General features: G+C 75.0%; 21 protein-coding genes. 8 read left to right on the top strand and 13 right to left on the bottom strand.

The genetic code is table 11. The features are described from left to right. Positions 1 to 6 precede the first annotated feature (6 nt). The gene (locus Cch01nite_RS03720) at positions 7 to 1,233 is read left to right on the top strand and encodes a serine hydrolase domain-containing protein (protein WP_203748720.1); all 1,227 of its coding nucleotides are present in this window, start codon (positions 7 to 9) and stop codon (positions 1,231 to 1,233) included. 95 nt (positions 1,234 to 1,328) lie between these two features. After that, positions 1,329 to 1,943: an RNA polymerase sigma factor gene (locus Cch01nite_RS03715; protein ID WP_203748717.1), complete on the top strand. Its 615-nt coding sequence runs from the start codon at positions 1,329 to 1,331 to the stop codon at positions 1,941 to 1,943. On the opposite strand, the gene Cch01nite_RS03710 is transcribed toward Cch01nite_RS03715, so the two are convergent. Further along, positions 1,921 to 2,385 carry a hypothetical protein gene (locus Cch01nite_RS03710; RefSeq protein ID WP_203748714.1) on the bottom strand — a complete coding sequence of 155 codons (465 nt, stop codon included), beginning with the start codon at positions 2,383 to 2,385 and terminating at the stop codon, positions 1,921 to 1,923. The two genes, Cch01nite_RS03715 and Cch01nite_RS03710, sit on opposite strands and share 23 nt — an antisense overlap. Positions 2,386 to 2,470: 85 nt before the next feature. After that, positions 2,471 to 5,236, bottom strand: a complete 2,766-nt coding sequence (locus Cch01nite_RS03705) for a CHAT domain-containing protein (protein ID WP_203748713.1) — start codon at positions 5,234 to 5,236, stop codon at positions 2,471 to 2,473. A gap of 139 nt (positions 5,237 to 5,375) precedes the next feature. Between Cch01nite_RS03705 and Cch01nite_RS03700 the strand changes: the two genes are divergently transcribed. Then, on the top strand, positions 5,376 to 6,659 hold the full coding sequence (locus tag Cch01nite_RS03700) for a S8 family peptidase (RefSeq protein WP_203748710.1): 1,284 nt from the start codon (positions 5,376 to 5,378) through the stop codon (positions 6,657 to 6,659). An 80-nt stretch (positions 6,660 to 6,739) separates the two neighbouring features. Here the strand turns inward: Cch01nite_RS03700 and Cch01nite_RS03695 are convergent, their stop codons facing one another. Then, complete coding sequence (locus Cch01nite_RS03695; RefSeq protein WP_203748707.1) at positions 6,740 to 7,162, bottom strand: VOC family protein; 423 nt, start codon at positions 7,160 to 7,162, stop codon at positions 6,740 to 6,742. 138 nt (positions 7,163 to 7,300) lie between these two features. Between Cch01nite_RS03695 and Cch01nite_RS03690 the strand changes: the two genes are divergently transcribed. Then, on the top strand, positions 7,301 to 9,994 hold the full coding sequence (locus Cch01nite_RS03690; protein WP_203748704.1) for a phosphoenolpyruvate carboxylase: 2,694 nt from the start codon (positions 7,301 to 7,303) through the stop codon (positions 9,992 to 9,994). Between the two features lie 28 nt (positions 9,995 to 10,022). Here the strand turns inward: Cch01nite_RS03690 and Cch01nite_RS03685 are convergent, their stop codons facing one another. The 4 genes from Cch01nite_RS03685 to Cch01nite_RS03670 all read right to left on the bottom strand — a co-directional run bounded on the left by Cch01nite_RS03685 (position 10,023) and on the right by Cch01nite_RS03670 (position 13,620). Then, positions 10,023 to 10,508: an NUDIX domain-containing protein gene (locus Cch01nite_RS03685; RefSeq protein ID WP_203748701.1), complete on the bottom strand. Its 486-nt coding sequence runs from the start codon at positions 10,506 to 10,508 to the stop codon at positions 10,023 to 10,025. A gap of 40 nt (positions 10,509 to 10,548) precedes the next feature. After that, positions 10,549 to 11,379 (bottom strand): ferredoxin reductase, encoded by an 831-nt coding sequence (locus Cch01nite_RS03680; protein ID WP_373309765.1) that lies wholly within the window; start codon positions 11,377 to 11,379, stop codon positions 10,549 to 10,551. Further along, positions 11,376 to 11,978, bottom strand: a complete 603-nt coding sequence (locus tag Cch01nite_RS03675) for a sulfite oxidase-like oxidoreductase (protein ID WP_203748695.1) — start codon at positions 11,976 to 11,978, stop codon at positions 11,376 to 11,378. The genes Cch01nite_RS03680 and Cch01nite_RS03675 overlap by 4 nt, the downstream gene beginning before the upstream one ends. Before the next feature lie 187 nt (positions 11,979 to 12,165). Next, positions 12,166 to 13,620, bottom strand: coding sequence for a DEAD/DEAH box helicase (locus tag Cch01nite_RS03670; protein WP_203748692.1), 1,455 nt, complete (start codon positions 13,618 to 13,620; stop codon positions 12,166 to 12,168). Between the two features lie 191 nt (positions 13,621 to 13,811). Here Cch01nite_RS03670 and Cch01nite_RS03665 point away from each other — a divergent pair, with 191 nt between their 5' ends. The 4 genes from Cch01nite_RS03665 to Cch01nite_RS03650 are packed head-to-tail and all read left to right on the top strand — an operon-like array spanning position 13,812 to position 18,794. Then, on the top strand, positions 13,812 to 14,540 hold the full coding sequence (locus Cch01nite_RS03665; protein ID WP_203748690.1) for an ABC transporter ATP-binding protein: 729 nt from the start codon (positions 13,812 to 13,814) through the stop codon (positions 14,538 to 14,540). Continuing rightward, positions 14,537 to 17,095 (top strand): ABC transporter permease, encoded by a 2,559-nt coding sequence (locus Cch01nite_RS03660; RefSeq protein ID WP_203748688.1) that lies wholly within the window; start codon positions 14,537 to 14,539, stop codon positions 17,093 to 17,095. The genes Cch01nite_RS03665 and Cch01nite_RS03660 overlap by 4 nt, the downstream gene beginning before the upstream one ends. Before the next feature lie 52 nt (positions 17,096 to 17,147). Further along, complete coding sequence (locus Cch01nite_RS03655) at positions 17,148 to 17,792, top strand: CYTH domain-containing protein (RefSeq protein ID WP_203748686.1); 645 nt, start codon at positions 17,148 to 17,150, stop codon at positions 17,790 to 17,792. 60 nt (positions 17,793 to 17,852) lie between these two features. Then, positions 17,853 to 18,794 (top strand): VOC family protein, encoded by a 942-nt coding sequence (locus Cch01nite_RS03650; RefSeq protein WP_203748683.1) that lies wholly within the window; start codon positions 17,853 to 17,855, stop codon positions 18,792 to 18,794. Between the two features lie 69 nt (positions 18,795 to 18,863). Here Cch01nite_RS03650 and Cch01nite_RS03645 read toward each other — a convergent pair whose 3' ends face one another. From Cch01nite_RS03645 to Cch01nite_RS23090, 6 genes are all read right to left on the bottom strand, one after another. Next, positions 18,864 to 20,456, bottom strand: a complete 1,593-nt coding sequence (locus tag Cch01nite_RS03645) for a CYTH and CHAD domain-containing protein (RefSeq protein WP_203748681.1) — start codon at positions 20,454 to 20,456, stop codon at positions 18,864 to 18,866. A gap of 66 nt (positions 20,457 to 20,522) precedes the next feature. Continuing rightward, complete coding sequence (locus tag Cch01nite_RS03640; RefSeq protein WP_203748679.1) at positions 20,523 to 20,864, bottom strand: carboxymuconolactone decarboxylase family protein; 342 nt, start codon at positions 20,862 to 20,864, stop codon at positions 20,523 to 20,525. Between the two features lie 32 nt (positions 20,865 to 20,896). Next, positions 20,897 to 21,823, bottom strand: a complete 927-nt coding sequence (locus Cch01nite_RS03635; RefSeq protein WP_203748676.1) for an ATP-grasp domain-containing protein — start codon at positions 21,821 to 21,823, stop codon at positions 20,897 to 20,899. 15 nt (positions 21,824 to 21,838) lie between these two features. Further along, positions 21,839 to 23,095: an NtaA/DmoA family FMN-dependent monooxygenase gene (locus Cch01nite_RS03630; protein WP_203748673.1), complete on the bottom strand. Its 1,257-nt coding sequence runs from the start codon at positions 23,093 to 23,095 to the stop codon at positions 21,839 to 21,841. Beyond that, positions 23,092 to 23,967 carry an LLM class oxidoreductase gene (locus Cch01nite_RS03625; RefSeq protein ID WP_203748670.1) on the bottom strand — a complete coding sequence of 292 codons (876 nt, stop codon included), beginning with the start codon at positions 23,965 to 23,967 and terminating at the stop codon, positions 23,092 to 23,094. The genes Cch01nite_RS03630 and Cch01nite_RS03625 overlap by 4 nt, the downstream gene beginning before the upstream one ends. Beyond that, positions 23,964 to 24,476, bottom strand: a complete 513-nt coding sequence (locus tag Cch01nite_RS23090; RefSeq protein WP_505661158.1) for an ABC transporter ATP-binding protein — start codon at positions 24,474 to 24,476, stop codon at positions 23,964 to 23,966. The genes Cch01nite_RS03625 and Cch01nite_RS23090 overlap by 4 nt, the downstream gene beginning before the upstream one ends. Positions 24,477 to 24,538: the final 62 nt, after the last annotated feature.

Here is a 24,538-nt window from a genome sequence, read left to right as displayed (position 1 = left end):
GGGCGCATGACCACCACAGCCGCTCGTCATCGCCGACTCGCCGTGCGCTGCGTCGCCGCGTCGGCCGTCCTCGCGCTCGCCGTCGGTCTGGCCCAGGGCCCGGCCGCGGCGGCCGTCCCCGAACGGGTCACCCCGGCGACGCATCCCGTCGCACCCGGGTGGCCCGCCGCCGACGCGGCGCTGCGGGCGGCAGCCCGCCAGGTCGTCGCCGCGGGTGCCACAGGTGTGATCGTCCGGGTCGACGACGGGCGCCGCGTGACCCGGTTCGCCGTCGGCGCCGGACGCCTCTCGCCGTGGCGACCGCTGTCCCCGGACGACGAGTTCCGGGTCGGCAGCAACACCAAGATGTTCGTCGCGACCGTGGTGCTGCAGCTCGTCGCGGAAGGCCGGCTGTCGCTCGACGACAGCGTCGAGCGGTGGCTGCCCGGGGTCGTCCCCGGCGGCGCCGGGATCACCCTCCGGATGCTGCTCGACCACACGGGCGGTGTGTTCGACTACGCGCAGGACGAGGACCTGCTCGCGATCGTGTTCGCCGAGGCCGAGCGCGTCGAGCACACGTTCACGCCCGCGGACCTCGTCGGGTACGCGACCGCGCACCCGCCGACGTTCGCGCCGGGCACCGGCTGGGCGTACTCGAACACCGACTACGTGCTGCTGGGCATGGTCCTCGAACGGGCCACCGGCCAGACGGTGGGCGACCTGGTGGACCGCCGGATCGCGCGGCCCCTGCACCTGCGGCACACCTACCTGCAGACCTCGGAGGCGTTCCGGGGACGGTACGCGCACGGGTACGTGACGCCCGCCGACACCGGCGACGGGTACCTCGACCTCAGCGGCCGCGACGACGCGACGTGGGCAGGGGCCGCGGGGGCGATGGTGTCGACCGTCGACGAGCTCGCGCGGTTCACGACAGCCCTGCAGGCGGGGTGGCTGCTGCCGCCGGCGCTGCTGGCGCAGATGCGCACGACGGTCTCGGCGAGCACCGGCCAGGTCGTGCCGGACGCGTCGTACGGGCTCGGGCTCATGTCGTTCACGACCCCGTGCGGCACGTTCTGGGGGCACTACGGGTCGATCCCGGGCTACAAGAGCCGGAGCTTCTCGGACGCGGCGGGCCGGCGCAGCGTCGAGGTGTTCACCCCCACCGAGTCGACGGACGCGGTCGTCGCGGCGGCCGACGCGCTCACCGAGCAGGCGCTGTGCGCGTCGGTCGGGAGGTCGCCGTCCAGGTCATGACACGCGCGCCGCTCGCGCCCCGAGGCGTAACGTCGTCACCACACCGCACGTCGGTGGCCCGGTGTCCTGCGACGCGAGCGGCACGGAGGAAGGTCATGGACCTCGACGGTTCCAGCGTGGCCGACCTCGTGCGTCGCGCCGCCGAGGGGGACCAGGTCGCGTGGAACGGCCTCGTGGAACGGTTCAGCCCCCTGGTGCTGTCCGTCGCGCACCGCTTCCGCCTCGCCCGCGCCGACGTCGAGGACGTCGTCCAGACCCTGTGGCTGCGGCTCGTGGAGCACCTGGCGGACATCCGGGAACCCGAGGCGCTGCCGGGCTGGATCGTCACGACCGTCCGGCACGAGTGCCTCCGGACCCTCCGGCTGCGCCGGCGCTCCCAGCCGTTCGACCCGCTCGACGCGACCGCCGAGCGGGAGGACCCCGACGTCGTGCCCGTCGACACCGAGGTCGTCGACGGCCTCACCGAGGCGGACCGCCACGAGATGCTGCTCCGGGCGTTCGCGGACCTGCCGTCGGCGCACCGCGAGCTGCTCCTGCTGCTGCTCCACGACCCGCCGCTGAGCTACGTGGAGATCGGACGCCGCCTCGGCATCCCGGTGGGCAGCATCGGGCCGACGCGCAGCCGTGCGCTGCGCAGGCTCCGCGAGCACCCGGCGATCGCCGGTGCGATCGGCGAGGGCGCCGACGTCAGAGTCGCACCCAGTCCGTGACGACCGACCCCAGATCGGTCGTGCACCGCACGCGGACCAGCGGCTCGGCGGGTGCCGCGATCGCGAAGTAGCCGGACTCGTCCGACGCCACGCGCCCGACCTCACCGGTCGGCGCCTGCAGGACGATCACGCCCTGCCGTCCGGGGACGAGCTGGCCGACGATCCGGGTCGGGCTGACGTCGAGCTCCACCGTGACGGATCCCGCCTCGAACGCGAGGCTGCGCATCTCGACCGTCCCGCTCTCGGACGTCCCGCCCCGTACGGCGGCGCCGTCGTCGAGCAGGGAGTCGTAGGTGAGCTCGGCGAGCTCCGAGTCGACGGTGCGCCAGGCGAACGCGGCCTTGCCCGACTCGAGCACGTGGTCGTCGACCGCCGCCGCGGCGAGCGCTCGCTGCACGTCCGCCAGCAGCTGGTCGTCGTCGGACCACCGTGGCTGCGTCATGTGCGTCACCCGTCGCTCGTCGTCGTGGTCCGCCGTCGTGCCCGGCGGGCCCGACACCCTTACCTTCCACCCGACGACGGTCGCGTCAAGTCCTGGCGCCCCCAGGGATGGTCAGCAGCGTGTCATGAACGGAGGAGCGCCGAGCGGGCACCGGTGATACCCCGGGCGCCGTGGCGTGCGGCTGCCCGCCGTACCCGAGCTGGACGAACCCCGCCGCCGCCGCGAGCGAGGCGTGGTCCCGCCGACCCATCGCCTCCTGCGCGGCGGCGAGCGCGTGGGCCGGTGGGTGACCCGCCGCGAGCCCGCGGTGGTACGCCCGCATCAGGTCGACGGTCGCGATGTCCGGCACGGGCACGACGGGCGCGACGAGCGTGGCCGTGCCCCCGGCCAGGAGCGCCGAGGTGAACCCGAGGATCTCGCCGCCGGCGACCAGCGCGGACCTCCCGGTGTCGCACGCGGCGAGCACGACCTGGTGCGGCGCGCGGTCGAGCCGCTCGAGGTCGTACACCGTGAACGGCCCGTCGGCGAGCGCCAGCGACGAGAACTGCGGGTTGTCCGACCTGACCCGGCCGTGGGCCGCCAGGTGCACGAGCGCGGCTCCGTCCATCGCGTGCGACACGTTCCGTGCCGTCGCCTCGTCGCCGACGAGGACGACGGGGGACTCGTGCAGACCGGCCACGACCTCCGCCTCCGCCCGGGCCCCGGGCAGCCCGGGGCCGGCGACGACGACGGTCCGGCCCGCCGGGCTCGTCGACCCGGACGCGACGTGCCAGAGCGTCGCGGACGGGCTCACGCTGACCGCACGGCCGGTGCAGGCCGGCAGCAGCGACCACGGGACGGAGTGCAGCGACCCCGTCGGGACCACGACGAGCGGCCGGTCGGCGACGGCCGTGAGCACCGGGCGCAGGAGCGCCTCGCCGAGCGCGGCGCAGGCCTGCGCGAGCAGGCCGGCGGCCGCCACGACGCTCGCGGCGCCGTTGCGGGCGCCGGTGCGGTGGTGCTCGGCACCGTTCCCGTCGCCGCCGCGGTCGCGGGCCAGCCGGCGCAGCGCGAACGGGATCTGCTCGACGAGCGCGGCGACGTGCGCCGTCGGGCCGAGACGGTGCAGCCTCGCGCGGCCCCCGACCACGGTCACGGCGAGGAGCTCGTCGGCGAGCTCCACGAACTCGATCAGCGCCGCGTCGCCGAGCGCGTCCGCCAGGGTCGCCACGTCGGGCGGCAGGACGCTGCGCGCGCTGCTGCCCGGGTGCCGCCGGCAGTGGTCGCGGATCTCCCGCTCGAGCGCCACCTGCCGGGCGACGAGCGCGCCCGTCGGCTGCTGGGAGCTGCGCCGTTCGTCGACCGAGTCCATCACGCCGCGCAGGTCGGCGAGCAGGTCCGCCAGCGCGGCGTCGGTCGGTGGCCGGGCGTCGCGCGCGGGGGCGGCGGTCGCCTTGGCGCACTCCGCCCACCACAGCGACGCGCGTGCGTCGTGGTCCTCGACGGCGAGCTGCATCCCCATCCGGGCGATGGCGCCACGGTTGATCGAGACGTGGGCACGCAGCTCCGTCGCGCCGATCGTGGCCCGGTGGTCCTCGAGCACCCGGATGCCTGCGCGCAAGGCGGACACCGCGCCACCACGCCGGCCGTCGGCCTCGCGCAGCATGGCCTCGCCGAGCCAGGCGCGCGCCCGGGCGTCGGCCGGACCGAGGTGCCGTGCGCGCCCGGCCATCGCGAAGTCGCGCCGCGCGTCGGCGGCCCGGCCGCGGCGGAGCGCGAGCCGGCCGGCCAGCAGCCGCGCCTCGAGCGCGGGCACCGTCCAGCCCGCCTCCGACAGGGCGTCGGCGGCGCGACGGCACCGCGCCGGTGTCACCGGTCCGTCCGCGGCGGCCAGCGCCTGCACCCGGGAGAAGTCGGCGAGCGCGGCCCACTCGCGGCGCCGCAGCCGGGCGAACTCCCGCGAGGCGGCTTCCGCGGAGCGCAGGGCGGCGCCGGTGTCGCCCTGCACGAGCGCGATCGTCGACAGCAGCAGCCGCGACTCCGGCAGGTGGTTGCGGCGCCCGTCGCGCTCGTCGGCGGCCACGGCGTCCTCGGCCACGGACCGGGCCTCGGCGACGAGCCGGACGGACAGCAGCAGCTCCGCGTGGTCCGTCAGCAGCGAGCCCGGCGACAGGCCCAGCTCGGTGAACATGCGCGTCGCGGCGGCCATGTGCTGCAGCGCCGACGGCACGTCGCCGGCCTGCGAGTCCACCCAGGCGAGGTTGTGCTCGACGAACGCCGCCGGGACGCGCAGCCCGTGCTCGTCGCACAGCTCCCCGGCGGCTCGCAGGTCCCGGCGGGCGGCCGCGAACTCACGACGGGTCGCGTGCAGGAGCCCGCGGTTCGAGAGCGCGCGTGTCGCCCACTGGGCGTCGTGCGCGGCGCGCAGGACCGGCAGCGCGCGCCGCAGGTCCTCGAGGGCCTCGTCGAGACGCCCGAGGTCCTGGTAGATCGCGGCCCGCTGCGTCCGGGCGCGCGCCGCGGGGAGGCCGTCGAGCTCGACGAGCGCCTGGTCGATCTCCCGGAACGACCGCTGCGGCCGACCGCTCAGCATCAGCGCCGACGCGAGGCTCATGCGTGCCTCACCCGTCACGGTGCGGTCCGCGGCCCGCTCGCCCGCGACGACGGCCGCCCGCAGGTGCCGGAGCGCGTCCTCGAACCTCGACTGCTGCATCGCCGCGACACCGAGCGCGCGTTCCGCGACGCAGACGACGTCCCACCGGCGCTCGTGCCTGGCGGCGCGCGACACCTCGGCTGCCAGCGGGGCGGCGGCCCCCGGGTCGCTGGCTGCCAGCCGCATCGCGTCCTGGGCCCGCACGTCGAGCTCCGTCACGGCACCCCCTTCGTCCGTCGCTCCTTCGAGCGTCGCGAGTCCCGGTCCGGCCGTCAACGACAAACGAGATATCCCTTTCGTCCCGGTATGAGTGGCTGCGATAGTGGCCGACAAGGGCAGCGCTGCCGGGGGGGTCACGATGGACGTGTCGCACGACGGACCAGGGACCGAGAACGACCCGATCGAGGCCATCGTCGCGCTCGAGCACCTCCGTCTGGTCCAGCGCCTCCTGGCGCGGCACGAGGTGCGGTGCGAGGTGCCGGACGAGCGCACGAGCGTCGACCTGGGGCTCGCGCTGCTCCAGCTCGCACCGCGGGACGCCGACCACCTGGTCGCCTCGCTGCCGCCCGTGCCGCCGGACCACCCGGGCTACCAGGCCTGGGCGAAGCGGCGGCGGCACGGCCTGGCGGCGAACGACGACGACGTGCTGACCAGCGTGCGCGCCTCGTTCGAGGGTCGGTACGCCGGCTGGGTGCCCACCCTGGGCAAGAACCGGCTCGTCGGCTCCGTGAGCGGTGGCGGCGGGTCGGTGTCGCACGGCGGCGGCGAGCCGCCGACCCGGGCGAAGCGCCCGGCCTCCTGGCGGCTCGGGACGGCCGGGGACGGCATGTCGGTCGGGATCCTGGACACCGCCCTGTTCGCCCACCCCGACCTGGCGGGGGGCTACCGCGGGAACTCGCCGCGAGACGTGCTCGCCGTCCCGGCGGCGACGGACGCCCTGCCGTTCGCGGCCGGGCACGCCACGTTCGTCGCCGGGCTCATCCTGGACCGCGCCCCGGGCGCGACCGTCCGCGTGCGCGGCGTGCTCGACGACAAGGGGAACGCGAAGTCCTGGGACGTCGCGACCGCGATCGTGGAGCTCGGCAGGACCGGGATCCAGATCCTCAACCTCTCCCTCGTCTGCTACACGGCTGACAACAAGCCGCCGCTGGCGCTCTCGACGGCGGTCGACCGCCTGCCGCAGGACGTCCTCGTCATCGCGTGCGCCGGCAACCACGGCGACCCGAGGCTCGGCCTCGGCGACGAGCACCGCGTCCCGTCCTGGCCCGCGGCGCTGGACGACGTGGTCGCGGTCGGCTCCGCGATGCCGGGGTCCGGCGCCGGGACCTTCAAGCTGTCCCCGTTCACACCGCAGGACGCCGAGTGGATCGACGTCCTCGTCGCGGGCGAGGGCGTCACCAGCACGTACTTCACGGGTCACGGCACCGCGCCCGGCGCCGCGTCGGCGGACTTCGAGGGCTGGGCGAGGTGGGAAGGGACGTCGTTCTCCGCGGCGGTGCTCAGCGGTGAGGTCGCCGCTCGCGCGTCGGCCAGGCAGATCTCGCCGCGTGCCGCGTACGCCGAGCTCCGGCCCGCCCTCCAGAACCAGCCGCTCGACCGCCCGGACGACGGACCGTACCTCCCGCCCTTCCTGCCGCTCTGAGACGAGCGGCCGACCGACCGCCAGGTGCCGGCACGCTCGTGCAGCGCGCCGGCACCGGTGGCCGTCCCGGGGGGGCCGCGTCAGGCGGTCGGCTGGTCGCCCGCGATGTTCACGAGCCACGCCACCCCGAACTTGTCGGTGAGCATGCCGAACGTGTCGCCCCAGGGCGCCTTCTCGAGCGGCACGGTCACGGTGCCCCCGTCGACGAGCTTGTCCCAGTACCCGCGCAGCTCGCCCTCGTCGTCGCCGGACAGCGAGACCGAGTAGTTGTCGCCCGGGTTGTACGGCATCTGGTTCGGGGTGTCGGCGCCCATGAGCGTGTAGCCGCTGGGCGTCTCGAGCTGGCCGTGCATGATCTTGTCGACCTCGGCGGGGTCCTCGCTCGCGTGGAAGTCCCCGAACGAGCTCAGGTTGAGCTCACCACCGAAGACGCCCTGGTAGAACTCCAGGGCCTGCTTGGCGTTGTCGCGGAACCCGAGGTACGGGTTGAGACGCGTGGTCACGGTCTGGCCTCCTTGCTCGACGTCGCTCGACACATCGGACGCACCCATCCTGCGGGCGGCCACCGACACTGCCAAGGGCGCGGGGAGACGTTCGTCACGGTGCCCATCGCCTGGACCATGTGACCTCCCGAAACGAACGTGGCCTATTTTGACCCCGTGACCGCACCGCTGCCCCCGCGTGACGTCCGGCGAGGCCTCGCCCACCACGAGGTCCCCGACCCCCTGCGCAACGACGTCAGGGTCCTCGGCGAGTTCCTCGGCCGCGTGCTCCGTGAAGCCGGGGGCGACGAGCTCCTGGCCGACGTCGAGCGGCTCCGCGAGCTCGCCATCGACGCGCACGACGAGCCCGACGGCGGCGCGCTCGAGCGCGCCGAGCAGCTCGTCGCGACGTTCTCCCTGGCGCGCGCCGAGCAGGTCGCGCGCGCGTTCACCTGCTACTTCCACCTCGCCAACACGGCCGAGGAGTACCACCGCGTGCGCGTCCTGCGCGAGCGGGAGGCCAGCCTGGAGCCTCGCACGCTCGCGCCCGACGACTCGCTGCCCGCCGCCGTCGCGCAGGCCACCGCCGAGCTCGGCCGCGAGGAGACCCTGCGCCGGCTGCAGGCCCTCGAGTTCCGCCCGGTGTTCACCGCGCACCCCACGGAGGCACGGCGGCGCGCGGTATCGTCGGCGATCCGCCGCATCGCCGAGCTGGTCGCGGAGCGGGACGTGCGCAGCATCGGCGGCATGTCGCTCGTCGAGAACGACCGGCGGCTCCTCGCGGAGATCGACACCCTGTGGCGGACGGCGCCGCTGCGCCAGGCCAAGCCGACGGTGCTCGACGAGGTCCGCACGGTCCTCAACGTCTTCGACTCGACGCTGTCGGAGGTGTTCCCGGAGGTCTACCGCCGTCTGGACGACTGGCTGCTGGGCGACGCCGCGGGCACCACGGCGCCCGCCGTGCGGCCGTTCGCCCGCGTCGGCACCTGGATCGGCGGCGACCGCGACGGCAACCCGAACGTCACCGCCGAGGTGACGCGCGAGGCGGCCGCGCTCGCGTCGGAGCGCGCGCTGCGCTCGCTCGAGGTCGCGACCCGCCGCACCGCCGACACCTTGACGCTCGAGTCGGAGAGCACGCCCCCGTCGGGCGAGCTCCTCGCCCTGTGGCAGCGCCAGCGGATCATGTCCGAGGCCGTGACGGCACGGATCGCGGGGGAGGCCCCGGGCGAGCCGCACCGCCGCGTGCTGCTGGTCGTCGCCGAGCGGGTCGCCGCGACGCGTGAGCGGCACTCCGACCTGGCCTACGCGTCGGCGCAGGACCTGGAGTCGGACCTGCTCGTCGTGCAGCGCTCGCTCGCGGCGGCCGGGGCCAGCCGTCCCGCGTACGGCGACCTGCAGCGTCTCGTCTGGCAGGTCACGACGTTCGGGTTCCACCTCGCCGAGCTCGAGGTGCGGCAGCACTCGCAGGTGCACGCCGCCGCGCTCGCCGACCTGGAGGCCCACGGCGTCGAGGGTGCGCTCGAGCAGCGGACGCTCGAGGTGCTCGACACGTTCCGGGCGATCGGCAACGTGCAGCGCCGGTTCGGTGTGCTCGCCGCGCGCCGGTACATCGTGTCGTTCACGCAGTCCGCGGAGCACCTCGCGGCCGTCTACCGGCTCGCGGAGTACGCGTTCGAGGGCGCCGACGAGGTTCCCGTCATCGACGCGATCCCGCTGTTCGAGACGTTCGCGGACCTCGAGGCCAGCGTCGACATCCTCGAGGGTGCCCTCGCGATCCCGCAGGTGCAGCGCCGCCTGGCCGAGAACGGCCGCCGCGTCGAGGTGATGCTCGGCTACTCCGACTCGTCCAAGGACGTCGGCCCGGTGTCCGCGACCCTCGCGCTCGACACGGCGCAGCGCCGGATCACCGAGTGGGCCGAGCGGCACGGCATCGCGCTCACCCTGTTCCACGGCCGTGGCGGCGCGCTGGGCCGCGGCGGCGGCCCCGCCAACCGGGCCGTGCTCGCGCAGCCTCCCGGGTCGGTCGACGGCCGGTTCAAGCTCACCGAGCAGGGCGAGGTCATCTTCGCCCGGTACGGCGACCCCGTGATCGCCGCGCGGCACATCGAGCAGGTCGTCGCCGCGACGCTGCTCGCGGGCACGCCGTCGATCGAGAAGCGCAACGCCGAGGCGACGGAGCGGTTCGCGGCCCTGGCGGCGAAGCTCGACGACATCTCCCGGACGCGGTTCCACGAGCTCGTGCGCGCCGACGGGTTCCCGCAGTGGTTCGCCGAGGTCACCCCGCTCGAGGAGGTCGGCCTCCTGCCGATCGGCTCCCGGCCCGCCCGGCGCGGTCTGTCCGTCTCGTCGCTCGACGACCTGCGGGCGATCCCGTGGGTCTTCTCGTGGTCGCAGGCCCGCATCAACCTGGCCGGCTGGTACGGCCTGGGCACGGCGCTCGACGCGATCGGCGACCTCGACGAGCTGCGCGCCGCGTACGCCCAGTGGCCGCTGTTCACGACGATGATCGACAACGTCGAGATGTCGCTGGCCAAGACGGACGAGCGCATCGCCGCCCGCTACCTGGCGCTCGGCGACCGGCCCGACCTGGCCGAGCAGGTGATGTCCGAGATGACCCTCACGCGCCGCTCGGTCCTGGCGATCACGGACAGCGACGCGATCCTGTCGCGTCGCCGCATCCTGGGCCGCGCCGTCCAGCTGCGCTCGCCGTACGTCGACGCGCTGTCGCTGCTGCAGCTGCGGGCCCTGCGGGGGCTGCGGACCGGTGACGCCGTCGAGCAGGCGGACGACCTGCGCCGCCTCCTGCTCCTCACCGTGAACGGCGTCGCCGCCGGGGTGCAGAACACCGGCTGACGTCCGCCCGGACCGACGAGGGCGCGCGTCAGGTCGGCAGCGAGATGACGGCGGGGAGCGCCCGGCCCGCCGCGAGGGCGTCGAGCACGAGGCGCTCGTGCGGCACGACGGGGTCCGGCAGGTCGTCGAGCGGGAACCAGCGCATGTCCGCGGCCTTGGCCTGCTCGCGGACGGACGGGTCGCCCGTCCAGCGCCTGACCTCGAAGAACACGTCGACCCGCTGCTCCACGGCGGGTCCGTGCCGCTCGAACCGGTGCAGCACGGTGAGCGGGTGCAGGTCCTCGGGCGCCACCGCGATGCCCGCCTCCTCGGCGGCCTCCCGCACGGCGGCCTCGTGCACGGACTCCGCGGGCTCGACGTGCCCGGCGAGCACGGCCCAGTGGCCGTCGCGGTAGCCGGTGCCCTGCCGCAGGTGCAGCAGGACGGCGTCGTCGCGGCGCAGCACCACGTAGGCGGCGGCGACGAGCAGAGTCCGGTCGGCCAGGTGGTCCTCGGGTGCGTAGCGGGCGGCCATGCGGCGGAGTCTGGCACAGGGGCGCCCGGCCGCCGCGGTCTCAGGGGCCGGTCGGTCCGAACCGTTCCGTCTTGATGCGGTCGGGGTCGTGCCCCAGGTCGACGAGCAGGTCGGCGACGGTCTCGACGAACGGGGTCGGCCCGCACACGAACACGTGGGCGCGCTCGTCGGGCGGGAAGCACGCCGCCTCGAGCCGCGCGGCGTCGACGCGCCCCACCGGGCCGTCCCAGCCCACCGGGGCACGCCGGGTCCACACCCGGGTCACGTCGACCCCGGGACCGGCGGCGGCGAGCTCGTCGTCGTAGATCGCGTCGGTCGGCGTGCGGGCGGAGACGAGCAGCCGGAACGGTGCGACGCTGCGGGCCCGCGCCCGGGTCCGGACCATCGACATGAGCGGCACCAGGCCGGACCCGCCGGCGACGAGCTGCACGGGATGCGGGTCGGTGGGGTGCCACACGAACCAGTGGCCGACGGGCCCGCGCAGCTCGAGCTGGTCGCCGACCACGACGTCCTCGGTCAGGTAGGGGGACACCTCGCCGTCGTCCACCACCTGCACGGTGAGCGCGATGCGGTCGTCGTCGGGCATCCCCGTCGGCAGGCCCATGGTGCCGGACGACGCGAGCGAGTAGGACCGCTGCGTCGAGTACCCGTCCTCGGCCGTCAGCCGCACGTCGACGTGCTGGCCGGCGAGTGCGCCGCGCCAGCCCGGGACGTCGAGCACGAGCGTCAGGGCCGTCGGCGTCTCGCGGCGGCGCTCGACGACGGTGCCGACCCGCCACGGCAGCGCGTACGGGGTGTCGTCGGTGAGGTCGGCGGCGTCGTCCTCGACGGCGGGTGCGCCGTCGGGCGCGAGCGGGGCGTCACCGGTCAGTCCCCCCAATACCGCTGCTCCTTCCACGGGTCCCCGTACTGGTGGTAGCCGAGCTTCTCCCAGAAGCCCCACTCGTCGTCCGTGAGGAGGTCGATGCGGCGCACCCACTTCGCGGACTTCCAGAAGTACAGGTGCGGGACCAGCAGCCGGGCGGGGCCGCCGTGCTCCGGCGGGAGCGGTGCGCCGTCGTACTCGTAGGCGATCCACGCCTGGCCGCCGCGCAGGTCGGCGAGCGGGACGTTCGTGGTGTAGCCGCCGTCGCAGTGCGCGAGCGCGTACTGCTCGTCGTCGGCGACCACGACCGCGTCGAGCAGGCGGTCCAGCGACACCCCACGCCACGACGTGTCGAGCTTCGTCCACTTCGTGACGCAGTGGATGTCCTTGACGACGTCGTCGGCGGGCAGCGCGGTGAGCTCGGCCCACGACCAGGTCGCGCGCGGCCCGTCGGCGCCGCCGATCGAGAACGTCCACGTGGACAGGTCGGCGCGCGGGGTCGGGCCCGCGGAGAGCACCGGGAAGCCGCGTTCCAGGTACTGGCCCGGAGGAAGCCGCGGGTCCGCCTCGCGCTTGCCGCGGAACCCGCGGGAGATCAGGGCCATCGGAGGGCCGGGCCGGGTGTCGCGGTGCAGGTCAGAGCGGTCGACATGGGCGCTCCCGGGGGCGGGTGGGCTGTTGCGTCACATCATGCGGCCGGCGCGGCGGATGCGCCAGGGTGCGACGCCCGGGACGCGACGAGGGGACCGCAGCCGGTCGGCCACGGTCCCCTCGTCGTCAGGTGCGGGTGGTTCAGCCGCGCGGGCCCTGGGCCCCGCCGACACCGCCGCCGACACCGCCGCGCCCGCGACCCCGGCCGCCGCGCCGGCGCCGGGACGGGCCGCCGTCGGTGGAGCCGCCGGTCGCGGCGGGAGCGGTCCGGAACTGCTGACCCGGCGCACGGCCCTGCGAGCCGGCACGGCTGCTCGACGATGTCGACGTGGACGCACCCTGCCGGGCGCCACCGCCGGAGCGGGTCCGGCCACCGCCGCCGGACGACCGGCCGGACGGCGCCTGGACGGGCGCGGCGACGTACGGTACGTGCGGCGCGACGTCCGGGACGAGCCGGGTCAGCACGGCGTCGCCCGGGTTGACGTGCTGCGGCTGCGCGGTGATCTTCGCGGCCCGCGTGAGCGCGCGGACGTCGCCGCGCTGCTCGGGCAGGACGAGCGTGACCACGTCGCCGCCGGAGCCGGCGCGGGCGGTGCGGCCCGAACGGTGCAGGTAGGCCTTGTGCTCGGCGGGCGGGTCGACGTGCACGACGAGCTCGACGTCGTCCACGTGGATCCCGCGGGCGGCGATGTCGGTCGCGACGAGCACCTTCACGGCGCCCGACGAGAACGCCTCGAGGTTGCGCTCGCGCGCACCCTGGCCGAGGTTGCCGTGCAGGTCGACCGCGGGGATGCCGTCGACCGTCAGCTGCTTGGCGAGCTTCTTGGCCTGGTGCTTGGTCCGCATGAACAGCACGCGACGGCCGGTGCCCGACGCGAGGTGGTGGATGATCGCCTTCTTCGTCTCGGCGTCCCGCACCTCGAACAGGTGGTGCGTCATCGCGGCGACGGGCGACTGCGCGCTGTCGACGGAGTGCTCGACGGGCGAGGTCAGGTACCGCTTGACGAGCTGGTCCACGCCGTTGTCGAGCGTCGCGGAGAACAGCATCCGCTGACCGACCCGCGGCGTCTTGTCCATGATCCGCTTGACGCCCGGCAGGAAGCCGAGGTCGGCCATGTGGTCGGCCTCGTCGAGGACCGTGACCTCGATGCCGTCGAGCGTGAGCGCCTTCTGGTTGAGCAGGTCCTCGAGGCGGCCCGGGCAGGCGATGACGATGTCGATGCCGCCGTTGAGCGCGGACGTCTGCTTGCCCTGCGAGACGCCGCCGAAGATGACGGTGGTGTTCAGGCCCATGGCCTTGGCGAGCGGGGCGACGGTCGCGTCGATCTGCGAGGCGAGCTCACGCGTCGGGGCGAGGACGAGGGCACGCGGCCGACGGGCGACCTTGGCACGACGCTCGGCCGCGAGGCGGGCGACGAGCGGCAGGGCGAACGCGATGGTCTTGCCGGAGCCCGTGCGGCCGCGGCCGAGCACGTCACGGCCGGCCAGCGAGTCGGGGAGCGTGGCGGTCTGGATGGGGAAAGGAGCGCTGATGCCCTGGTCCGCCAGCGTGGAGACGAGGGGAGCGGGCACGCCGAGATCGGCGAAGGAAGTCACAGGTGAAGCCTCTCGGGGAGAGTCGGTCGGGGTCCGCCGCCAGAGCAACCAGAACGAGTGCTGGGGGATCTCCACGACGCGGGGCGCGCAGCTCGCGCTGCCCTCAGGTGGGTCAAGTCTCGCACACTCGGCGCGAGAGGCCTGTACGGGGCACCATCGACACAAGGAAGCTCACACCGCTGGGGGGTCGGATGAGTGACGTGATCGCGTCGGCGAACGACCTGGTGAAGGTCTACGGGGAAGGTCCCACGGCCGTGCGCGCGCTCGACGGGATCGACGTCGACCTCGTCCGTGGGGAGCTCACCGCCGTGATGGGGCCGTCCGGCTCCGGCAAGTCGACGTTCATGCACTGCCTGGCCGGGCTCGACCGGCCCACGTCCGGCTCGGTCGTGGTCGACGGCGCCGAGGTCAGCCGGTGGTCCGAGCGGCGCCTCACGCACCTGCGGCGCACCCGGGTCGGGTTCGTGTTCCAGTCGTACAACCTCGTGCCGACGCTCACGGCGCTGGAGAACATCACGCTCCCGCTCGACATCGCGCGCCGGCCCGTCGACCGGCAGCACCTCGACCTCGTCGTCCGCACGCTCGGTCTCGGTGACCGGCTCGACCACAAGCCGAGCGAGCTGTCCGGCGGGCAGCAGCAGCGGGTCGCGTGCGCGCGGGCCCTCATCGCCCGGCCCGCCGTGGTGTTCGCGGACGAGCCGACCGGAAACCTGGACTCCGCCTCGTCGGCGGAGGTCCTCGGCTTCCTGCGCCGCAGCGTCGACGAGCTCGGCCAGTCCGTCGTGATGGTCACCCACGACCCGACGTCCGCCGGGTTCGCGCACCGCGTGCTGTTCCTCGCCGACGGCCGGCTCGTCGGGGAGCTGCGGGACCCCACGCCGGCGACCGTGCTCGAGCAGCTCGGGGCGGCCGGACGGTGAACCGCGTCGCGGTGCGGGCGATCCGGGCGCACCTCGTCCGGTTCTGCCTCTCCGTGCTCGCGGTGGCGCTCGGCGTGGCGTTCGTCGCGGGCACGTTCGCCCTGCGCACGATGCTCGGGTCCACGTTCGCGGACATCATCGCGACGACGACGCTCGGCGACGCGTACGTGCGAGGTGCCGACGACGCCGGTGGGGCCGCGGGACCGGGAGCCGGCACGCACAACCGCGTCCCGCTGTCGCTGGTCGGGCCCATCGAGCAGGTCGACGGTGTCGCCGCCGCGCTGCCCGACCTGCAGGGGCCCGTCGTGCTCGTCGGCGCCGACGGGACGGCCGTGCAGAGCACCCAGGCGCCGAGCTTCGCGTTCGCCTACGACTCGCGGGACCGGGCGGTGCGCCTCGTCGCGGGCCACCCGCCGCGCGGCCCCGGCGAGGTCGTGGTCGAGCAGACGACGCTCGACGCGTCCGGCCTCGCCGTCGGGGACGACACCACGCTCGTCGTCGGTGGTGAGCTGCGGCCCGTGCGGGTCGTCGGCGTGGCCGAGATCGGTGCCGCGCTCGCCGGTGCCACCGTGGTGTTCGTCGACCGAGCGACGGCCGAGGCGGCGTTCGCGCCGGACGGGACGGCCGTGTCGATCGCCGTGAACGCCGAACCGGGGGTCACCGAGCAGCAGCTCGCCGACCGGCTCGGACCCGTGCTGCGCCAGGACGCGACTCCCGGTGCGCCGCCCGCCGTCGCGATCACCGGCGACGAGATGCGCGCGGAGGCGACCGAGAGCATCGAGGAGGTGCTCGGGTTCGTCACGACGTTCCTGCTGGTGTTCGCGGGCGTGTCGCTGTTCGTCGGGGCGTTCATCATCGCGAACACGTTCGCCATGTGGGTCCGGCAGCGCACGCGCGAGCTCGCGCTGCTGCGCGCCGTCGGTGCCTCCCCGCTGCAGGTGTTCGGGTCGATCGTGCTGCAGGCCGCCCTCGTCGGCGTCGTCGGTGCCGTGCTCGGCGTCGCCGGCGGGCTCGGCCTCGTGGTGCTGCTGCGCCGGGTGATGGCGTCGTTCGGCATGGACCTCACCGGGCGGGTGCCGCTCGACGCGTTCACGGTGGTCGTCTCGGTGCTGCTCGGCACGCTGGTGAGCGTCGCGGCCGCCGCCGTGCCGGCGCGGCGGGCGGCCCTCGTCCCGCCGGTCGACGCCCTGCGCGACGAGGTCACGCTGCCCGAGCGGTCGCTCGTGCGCCGGGCGCTCGTCGGGGCGACGCTGCTCCTCGTCGGGGCGGCCGCGATCTCCCGCGCGCTGCTGCGACCGGAGGCGGACGGCGCGGACCGGATGCTCGGCCTCGGCGCGTGCGCGGTCGTGCTCGGCGTCCTCGGTGTCGCGCCCGTCGTCGCGCGCGGCGCCCTCACCGCGCTCGGCGCCCCGCTGCTCGTGCTGCGCCCCGTCGGGAGGCTCGCGCGCGGCAACGTCGTGCGCCACCCCCGGCGGACCGCCAACACGGCCGGTGCCCTGATGATCGGCATGGCGCTCGTCGGCGCGTCGGCGGTCATCGCCGCGACCGCGCAGGCGTCGACGCGTGCCATCGTCACGCGCGAGGCCAGCACCGACTTCATCCTGCGCGTCGCACCCGCCGGGACGGTCCCGGCACAGGCCGTCGCGGACGTGCGTGCGCTGCCGGACGTGCGTGCGGCCGACGCGTTCGCGACCGCCGCCGTCCGGGTCGCGCAGGGCGACGACGGCTCGTTCACCGTCACCGGCGTCGACCCCGAGGCCATCGGGCGCAGCGTCCGGACCACCGAGGTGCAGGGGTCGTTCCGGGACGCGCTCGCGCGCGGCGACGTCGCCGTGCAGAGGACCACGGCCCGCGACGAGGGCTGGCGGGTCGGCGACGAGCTCACGCTCACCGGCACGGGGGAGCCGCGGTCCGTGCGCATCGGTGCGGTGATCGACTCGCCCGCGTTCGGCGTGCCGCTCGTCGCGCCGCAGGCGGTGCTCGACGAGCTCGTGCCCGCCGACCAGCAGCAGGTCACGACGGTGTTCGTCACCGCGGTGCCGGGCACCGACCTCGAGGAGCTGCGCGGCGAGCTCACCACGACGGTCCTGCCGTACGTGGTCGTCACCGTGATGGACCCCGAGCAGTTCGTCTCCGACCTCGCCGAGCAGGTGGACCGGGTGCTCGTGATCCTCTACGCGCTGCTCGGGCTCTCGGTCGTGATCGCCGTGCTCGGCATCGTCAACACGCTCGCGCTGTCGGTCATCGAGCGCACGCGCGAGATCGGGCTGCTCCGGGCGGTGGGGCTGGGCCGCGTCCAGCTCGGCTCGACCATCACCGTGGAGTCGGTGCTCACCGCGGTGTTCGGCACGGCCGTCGGGCTCGTGGTGGGGGTCGCGCTCGCGGCGACGCTCCCGACGGTGTTCGCCGACCGGGGGCTGCGGACGCTCGCCGTGCCGTGGGGGAGCCTGCTGGTGATGCTGGCGCTCGCGGTGGTCGTCGGCGTGCTGGCGGCGGTGTGGCCCGCGATCCGGGCGGCGCGCCTGCCGGTGCTGCTCGCGGTGAGCGCTGAATGAGCGGTCGACCTCGCTAGGCTCCGGGCATGCACCGCACGGGGAGCATTTCGCGATGAGCGACACCGGCTACGGCGACTTCGAGTTCGAGCGGCGGTTCTGGGTCGAGCGGCCGCCGACGGACCTGCTGGAGAGCGCCCCGGCGCTTATCGTCCAGTCGTACCTGCTCGCGCAGGACGGGTTCGCGGTGCGGGTCCGGGCGCAGGCGTCGGCCGTCTCCGAGCCCTTGGACCCGGCCGACGACGAGCTCGCCCTGCTGGAGCGGCACGTGCGGGCGGTCGACTTCTGCGCGATCACGGTGAAGGGCCCGATGGTCGAGGGGACCCGGTACGAGGCGGAGCGCGAGCTGGACCCGGCGGTGGCCGTCGAGCTGATCCGGCGGGCGGACGCCCGGGTCGCCAAGCTGCGCCACTCGGTGTGGCTCGGTGCGGACGGCTGGGTCATCGACGTGTTCGCGGGCGGCAACGCGCCGCTCGTCGTCGCGGAGGTCGAGCGCGGGGGACCGGTGACCGACCTGGTGATCCCCGACTTCTGCGTGACGGAGGTGACGACGGACGGGCGGTTCGCGAACGACGGGCTGGCGCGGTCGCCGTACGGCGCGTGGGCGTCGTCGTTCGCCACGGAGCTCGTCACGACCGGCCCGCGGTTCCTCACCGGGCTCGGCCACAACCACCGTGCGGGGGACGTGCCGCCCGCCTGAGGGCCGCCGCCAGGACCGCACAGCGGGAACAATGTTGAACTCTCAACTATTGTGAGAGACATGTCGACAGCACCGACCCCCGGATCCGGCCCCGCCGTGCCCCTGCACGCCTCGGCCCCGCACGACTCCCTCGCCGCGGGGACGGGCATGGACGCCGTCACGCTGCTGGTCGGGGACCTCGACCGCCAGGTCCGGTTCTACCGCGACGGCCTCGCGCTCGACGTGGTCGACGACCCGGGCGAGCGCTTCGGCGGCGTCCCCCGCACGGACACCGTGACGCTCGGCCGCGGCAGAACCCCGCTCGTCGTGCTGCGGCACACGCCCGACCTGCCGCCCGCGGTCCGCGGCTCGGCGGGTCTGTTCCACACCGCGCTCCTGTTCGACGACCAGGCCGGGCTCGCCGCCACGCTCGCGTCCGTCGCCCAGCGTGAGCCGGGGTCCTTCGTCGGGTCCGCCGACCACCTCGTCTCGCTCGCGTTCTACCTCACCGACCCCGAGGGCAACGGCGTCGAGCTCTACTGGGACCGCAGCCGCAGCCTCTGGCAGCACGACGCCGACGGGCGTGTCGTCATGGACTCGCTGCGGCTCGACCCGAACGCGTTCCTGCGCGAGCACCTCACGGACGAGCTCGTCGAGCAGCCCGGCACCGGAGACGCCGTCGTCGGCCACGTGCACCTGCAGGTCGGCGACGTGGACGCCGCACGGCGGTTCTACGTCGACGCGCTCGGGTTCGACGTGACTGCCGAGTGGCACAGTGCCCTGTTCGTGTCCGCCGGCGGGTACCACCACCACCTCGCGATGAACACGTGGAACAGCGCCGGGGCCGGACCGCGCGCGTCGTCCCTCGGGCTCGGCGAGGTGCGGATCACCGTGCCGACCGGCGACGACCTCGGCGCCCTCGCCGACCGGGTGCGGTTCGCGGGCGTGCCCGTGGCGGACGACGGCGCGACGGTGCTGTTCGAGGACCCGTGGCGCAACGTCGTGCGCGTCGCCGTCGGCTGACCCTCCGGCCGTCCGATCGGGCCTGCCGGGCCGGTCGGGCCGTCCGGGCCGTCCGGTCGGGCCGTGGGGTCAGGCCATCCAGTCGCGGTGCGACGGGCGCCGAGCACGCGCGAGCAGCCGTTCCGCCTCGGCCGCCGCCGCCTCGCCGGCCGCCTGCTCGAGCGCGTGCAGCCGGCCGAACGTGAAGGCGTTCTCGCCGTCCAGGTGGGCCTGCACGCCGATCCGCCGGAGCGTCTCGCGACGCACCACGGTGTCGTGCTGGGCGCCGAGCACGTCCTGCACGGCACGAGCCCGCCGGGCGCTGCGCCGGGCCGGCCGCCCCACCACGGGGACCGCCACCTCGGCGGCGTAGCGTGCGCGACGGGCGGCCTTGCGGACCTCGTGACGGGCGACGTCGGCCGCGGGCCCGACGGCTGGACGGTCCGCGGCTGCCAGGTCCGACGCTGCGCGGTCCGACGCTGCGCGGTCCGAGGGTGCACGGTCCGTGGCGGCGAGGTCCTCCGCGCGACGGTCGAGGCGTCGCCACGCACGCCCGGCCCGCCGGGGTATCACGTCGACCGCGGGCTGCGCGGCGGCCGGGCCCGGCGCACCGCCGTCCGCGACGGCGTCGAGCCCGTCGAGCAGCCGCCACCACGCCGCCGAGCCGAGCACGACGGCGAGCCGTTCGACACCGTCCCGCCACGCCCGTGACCGGTCGTCCCGCAGTCGGTCCGCGACAGGTCCCAGCACGAGCTCGACCGGTTCCCGGTGGACCCGGTCCAGGAGCCCGCGCAGCTCGACGTGCGGGTCGCGGGCCGCGCCGAGCGCGTGCCCGACCTCCGCGAGCCGCTCCCGCAGCGGGTCGGTCGTCGTGCGGTCGACCACGGGCCGGTACACCGCCAGTGCCGTGCGCAGCCGCCGGATCGCGACGCGGGCGTCGTGCACGGCGCCGTCGTCGCCGCGGCGGGCCCCGTCGTGCGCCAGGAGCAGCCGCTCGAGGTGCCGGCCGACATACGCGCGCACGACCTCCCCGGCCGAGTCGTCGCGCGGCTCGGGGGCGCGACGGACCGGCACGCGGTCGCCCAGCGCACGCTCGAGCTTGGGCGACACCCGGGCGGTCGCCCCGGGGACGACGCCGAGGCGGTCCGTGACGGCGGCGAACGTGCCCTCGTCGTCGTCGACGAGCTCCACCTCCCACTCCCGCCAGGTCACCACGACGCGCTCGTCGCCGTCGTGCACCACCGCGTGCACGTGGTCGTCGGTGACCTCGACGACCGCCCGGCCCGTCGCGTCCGACCACCGGTGCGGCACCCGCCGGGTCCGCAGCTCCGCGACGACGTCGACCGGCCGGTCCCGCACCCGCGCACGCACCATGTCGAGCAGCGCGTCCGGCGCGGACGGGTCGCCGAGCGGGAGCCGGTGCTCGGTGCGTGCCCGTGCCCCGTCCTTCGCGTCCCGCGCGGGCACCTTGAGGTGCCAGCCCTCGTCGGCGCCGCCGATGCGCCGGCGCAGCGTCACCCCGGCCCGCAGGAGGTCCAGGGACGCGGTGTCGTAGTACTGCGCGACGAGGTCGTCCGGGTCGGGCCGCTGCGACGCGACGAGCCCGCCGACGCCGCGCAGGTCCGGCAGCGACGCGTCGTCGGGCACCTCGAAGGCCGCCTCGACCTCGCGGTGGGTGCCCACCCTCCGAGGCTGCCAGCGGCGCGGGGTGCACGCCTCCGGGCAGGACGGCATCACGCGGGCGTCACGTCAGTGGGTGTGCGCTCCCGCGAGCTTGAACGCGAGCCGGCCGTGCGCGTACGCGCCTCCCGCACGGATCGCGGTCGCGACCCAGGCCGTCTCCGCGAGCTCGGTCTCGTCGGCGCCGGCCGCGACGGCCTTCCGGCTGTGCGCGTCGATGCAGTAGACGCACTGGGTCGACAGGCCCACGGCGAGCGCGATGAGCTCGCGGTACTTCAGCGGGATCGCGCGCCCCTCGGCGGCGAACACGGCCTGGTCGAACGCGCCGAACGCGGCCAGCACGTCGGGGGTCGTGTCCTTGTACACCTTGGTGTACGTGGCGTCCTCGTGACGGTCGTAGTACTCGGACAACGGTGCTCCTTCGTCGGTGCTCGGGTGGGGATTCAGGCGGCCAGGCGGCCCGCGTCGCGCGCGAGCCCCCCGAGGAACCGCGCGACAGCCGCAGCGGCGGGGTCCCCGACGGAGGACTCGACGTCCGGGCTGTAGTTCGTGTTCGTGTTGATGTCGTACGGCACGACCCGCCCGTCGACGGTCTCGAAGAACTCCACACCCGCGATCTCGACGCCCTGCGCGGCGAGGAACCGGCCCAGCCGGGTCACGAGCGGGTGCTCTGCGGTGACGTCCTCGCGCACCGAGAACAACGGCGCGGTCGCGGTCGGCACCGCGCACGCCTCGGCGGGGCACAGCTCGAAGCCGCCCGACGTGTCCACCCGCACCGCGTAGTGGAACGCGCCGCCGGCGAACTCGGCGCGCGTGACGAACGGCTCGGGCGCGACGAGCAGCTCCTGCAGCAGCGTGAGGCCGTCCACGGGAGGCTCGACGAGGCCGTCGGCCAGGGCGGCCGCGAGCTCGTCGGCGTCCTCGTAGCGCCGGACGCCGAGGCCCTTGCCGCCCCGGTTGTGCTTCGTGATGAACGGGCCGCCGAACGTCGCCGCAGCGGTGACCAGCCCGTCCGTCCCGGCGACGGCGATCGTCCGGGGCACGTCGAAGCCGGCCGCGGCCAGCCGCGCGTACTGCCGGACCTTGCTCACCTCGAGCGCGGCGACCGCGCTGCCGTTGACGACCCGGCGGCCGCTCGCCTCCAGCCAGTCGAGCGTCGCGACGGCCGTCGGGTAGGCGTGCGGCACGCCGCGCGTGTGCGCGGACGCGCTCAGCCGCGACCAGAAGACGGCGTCCTGCGGGACGTCGGCGAGGTCGAGGGTCGTCGAGCCGAGGTGCCACGGCTCGAGCCGGACCCCCTCGCGCGCGAAGGCCCGCTCGAACGGCGGCAGCCAGTCGGGGTTGTCGTGCAGGACGACGACGGTGCTCATGGGTCCTCCGGGGGATCAGGCGCCGATGTGGGCGCGCAGCGTGTCGCCGGCGTAGTCGTACCGGTACACGCCCTTCTTCTGCAGCAGCGGGACGACCTCGTCGACGAACGTCTCGAGGCCCTGCGGGTAGCGGTCGAGCATCAGGTTGAAGCCGTCGGCGGCGTGGCTCTCGAACCAGTGCTCGATGTCGTCGGCGACCTGCTCCGGCGTCCCGATCACGATGCGGGCGCCGTAGCCGCCGAACTCCCGGACGACCTCACGCACCGTGAGGTGGCGGCGGTCGGCGATCCACTCGAGGAACGTCGTCCGGTACCCGGCCGACGTGACGTGCGCGGACGGGTCCCACGGCTTGTCGAGCACGTCGGCGGGGATCGGCGCGTCCAGGTCGAGCGTCGTCGCGTCGTGCGCCAGGACGTTGCTCAGGGCGCCGAGCGCGTACCGCGGCGGCACCCGGGACTCCAGGTCGTCGAACAGCCGCACGGCCTCCTCCTCGGTGCTGCCGAGCACGAGCGAGAGCCCGGGCGTGATCGCCGGTGCACCGGGCCGTCCCGCCTCCCGCGCCGCGGCCTTGAGGTCGGCGTAGTCCCGGACCGCGCCGTCGAGAGTGAGCTGCACGGCGAACACCCCGTCGGCGTGGCGCGCCGCGAGGTCCCGGCCCTGGGCCGAGCCGCCGGCCTGGAACAGCACCGGGTGCCGCTGCCGGCTCGGTCGCAGCCCCGTCCGGCCCTCGACCTGCACGTACGTGCCGTCGAACCGGTACGTGCCGTCGCCCGCCGCCGCGTCCCACACGCTGCGGACCGCGCGGACGACCTCGTCGGCCCGGCGGTAGCGCTCCTCGCGCGACGGGTTCGCGTCCAGGCCGAAGTTGCGCGCCACCGACGGCGCGTACGTCGTCACGACGTTCCAGCCGACGCGGCCGCCCGACAGCTCGTCGGCGGACAGGAGCCGCTCGGCCAGCTCGACCGGGTGCGTGTACGTCGTCGAGACGGACGCGATCACCCCGACCCGCTCGGTCTGCGCCGTGATGACGGACGCGAGCACCACGGGGTCGACGAGGCCCAGCGGACGCGGGTTCGGGTTCGAGATGCTCGGGTGGTCCGCGAAGAACACGGCGTCGAGCAGACCTCGCTCCGCGACCTGCGCGACCCGGACCCAGAAGTCCGCCGTGAGCTGGGCGTCCGGCGCGTCGTCCGTGACCTGCCACGCCGCCGGGCGCTGGCCGAAGCCCTGCAGGTTGACGTTGAGCAGGAGCTGGTCGTCGCGGCGGCTCATGCGGTGGCTCCGAAGGTCCGGGGGCGGTCGGTGAGGTTGATCGAGCGGTCGGGCAGGCCCAGGCGGTGACGGAGCGTGCCCGTCACGGTCGCGGCCTGCCGGGGGAGCCGGTCGAGGGCGTCGAGCGTGGCGGGTGCCAGGTCGCCGGTCTCCAGCACGAGCCCGTCGGCGGCCCACGGCGGGGTGCCGTCCGGCCACGACGGGTCTAGCGGCCCGCGCCGGTACACCCGCGCCCCGGCGGTGGCGCTCAGGTGCGTCGTCGCCGGGACGACGAGCACGTCGACGAGCCCGTCGTCCGGCGCGCCCGCCGGGCCGTCGACCGACCAGAACGAGACGGGCTCGCCCTGCCGGCTCGACGGCGTGTTGAGCGCCCCGGCCACGTCGTACCGGGGGCCGCGGTGCGCGACGTCCCGGACGCCGTCGACGACCGCGAAGACGCCGGTGGCGCGGTCGCCCACGATCGACTGCACGGGGTAGCTGTTCCACAGCTCGCGGACGACGAGGACCCGTTCGGCCGTCTCGCCGACCGTGGCGCCGTGCCCGCCGAACAGCACCCCGGACCGCGCACCCGTGACGTGGTCGAGCGACAGGGTGCGGCGTGCCGTGTTGTACGGGTGGTCGTGCGGGTCCGCGGAGACGGTGACGAGCCCCGCCTCGGGCAGCCGTCCGGCGAGGGTCGCGGCGAGTCCGGTCGGCTCGGACGCGGCGACGCCGCCGTCGAGCCGCTCCGCGCCGAGCAGGAGCCCGTGCAACCGTCCGGCGACGAGGAGGGCCCGGACGCGGTCCAGCACGTCGTCGTCGAGGAGCGCGAGCGCGGCCGCGCCCCGAGGGGCGAGCAGGGTCGGGCGGGTACCAGCGCGTGAGCCGGTCATCGGGAACCTCCGGGGACGGCGTCGAGGAGCCGCCGGGTGTAGTCGTGGCGTGGTGCGGTGAACACGTCGTCGACGGTCCCGGTCTCCACGACGACGCCGTCCTTCATGACGGTCACGTCGTCGCCGACGAGCCGCACGACGCCGAGGTCGTGCGTGATGAGCACGTAGCTGAGGCCGAGCCGGGCTTGCAGGTCGACGAGGAGCTGGAGGATCTGCGCCTGCACCGACACGTCGAGCGCGGACACGGGCTCGTCGAGCACGATCGTGCGCGGCTCGAGGGCGAGCGCCCGCGCGATCGCGACCCGCTGCCGCTGCCCGCCCGAGAGCTGGCCCGGCCGTTGCCGCAGGTAGCTCGGGTCGAGCGCCACCTGGTCCAGCAGCTCCACGACCCGGTCCCGGACCGCGGCCCGCGAGCCCACCCGGAACGAGCGCAGCGGCTCGGCCACGAGACGTTCGACGCTGAACCGCGGGTCGAGCGACGTGTACGGGTTCTGGTAGACGAACTGCAGGTCGCGGTGACCTCGCGCCGCTCGCGACGGGACAGGTCGTGCAGCGTGGCGTCGCCGACGCG

Origin of the sequence: Cellulomonas chitinilytica, from assembly GCF_016862675.1 — a bacterium.
GTDB lineage: Bacteria > Actinomycetota > Actinomycetes > Actinomycetales > Cellulomonadaceae > Cellulomonas > Cellulomonas chitinilytica.
This window is presented reverse-complemented; position numbering and strand designations above follow the sequence as displayed.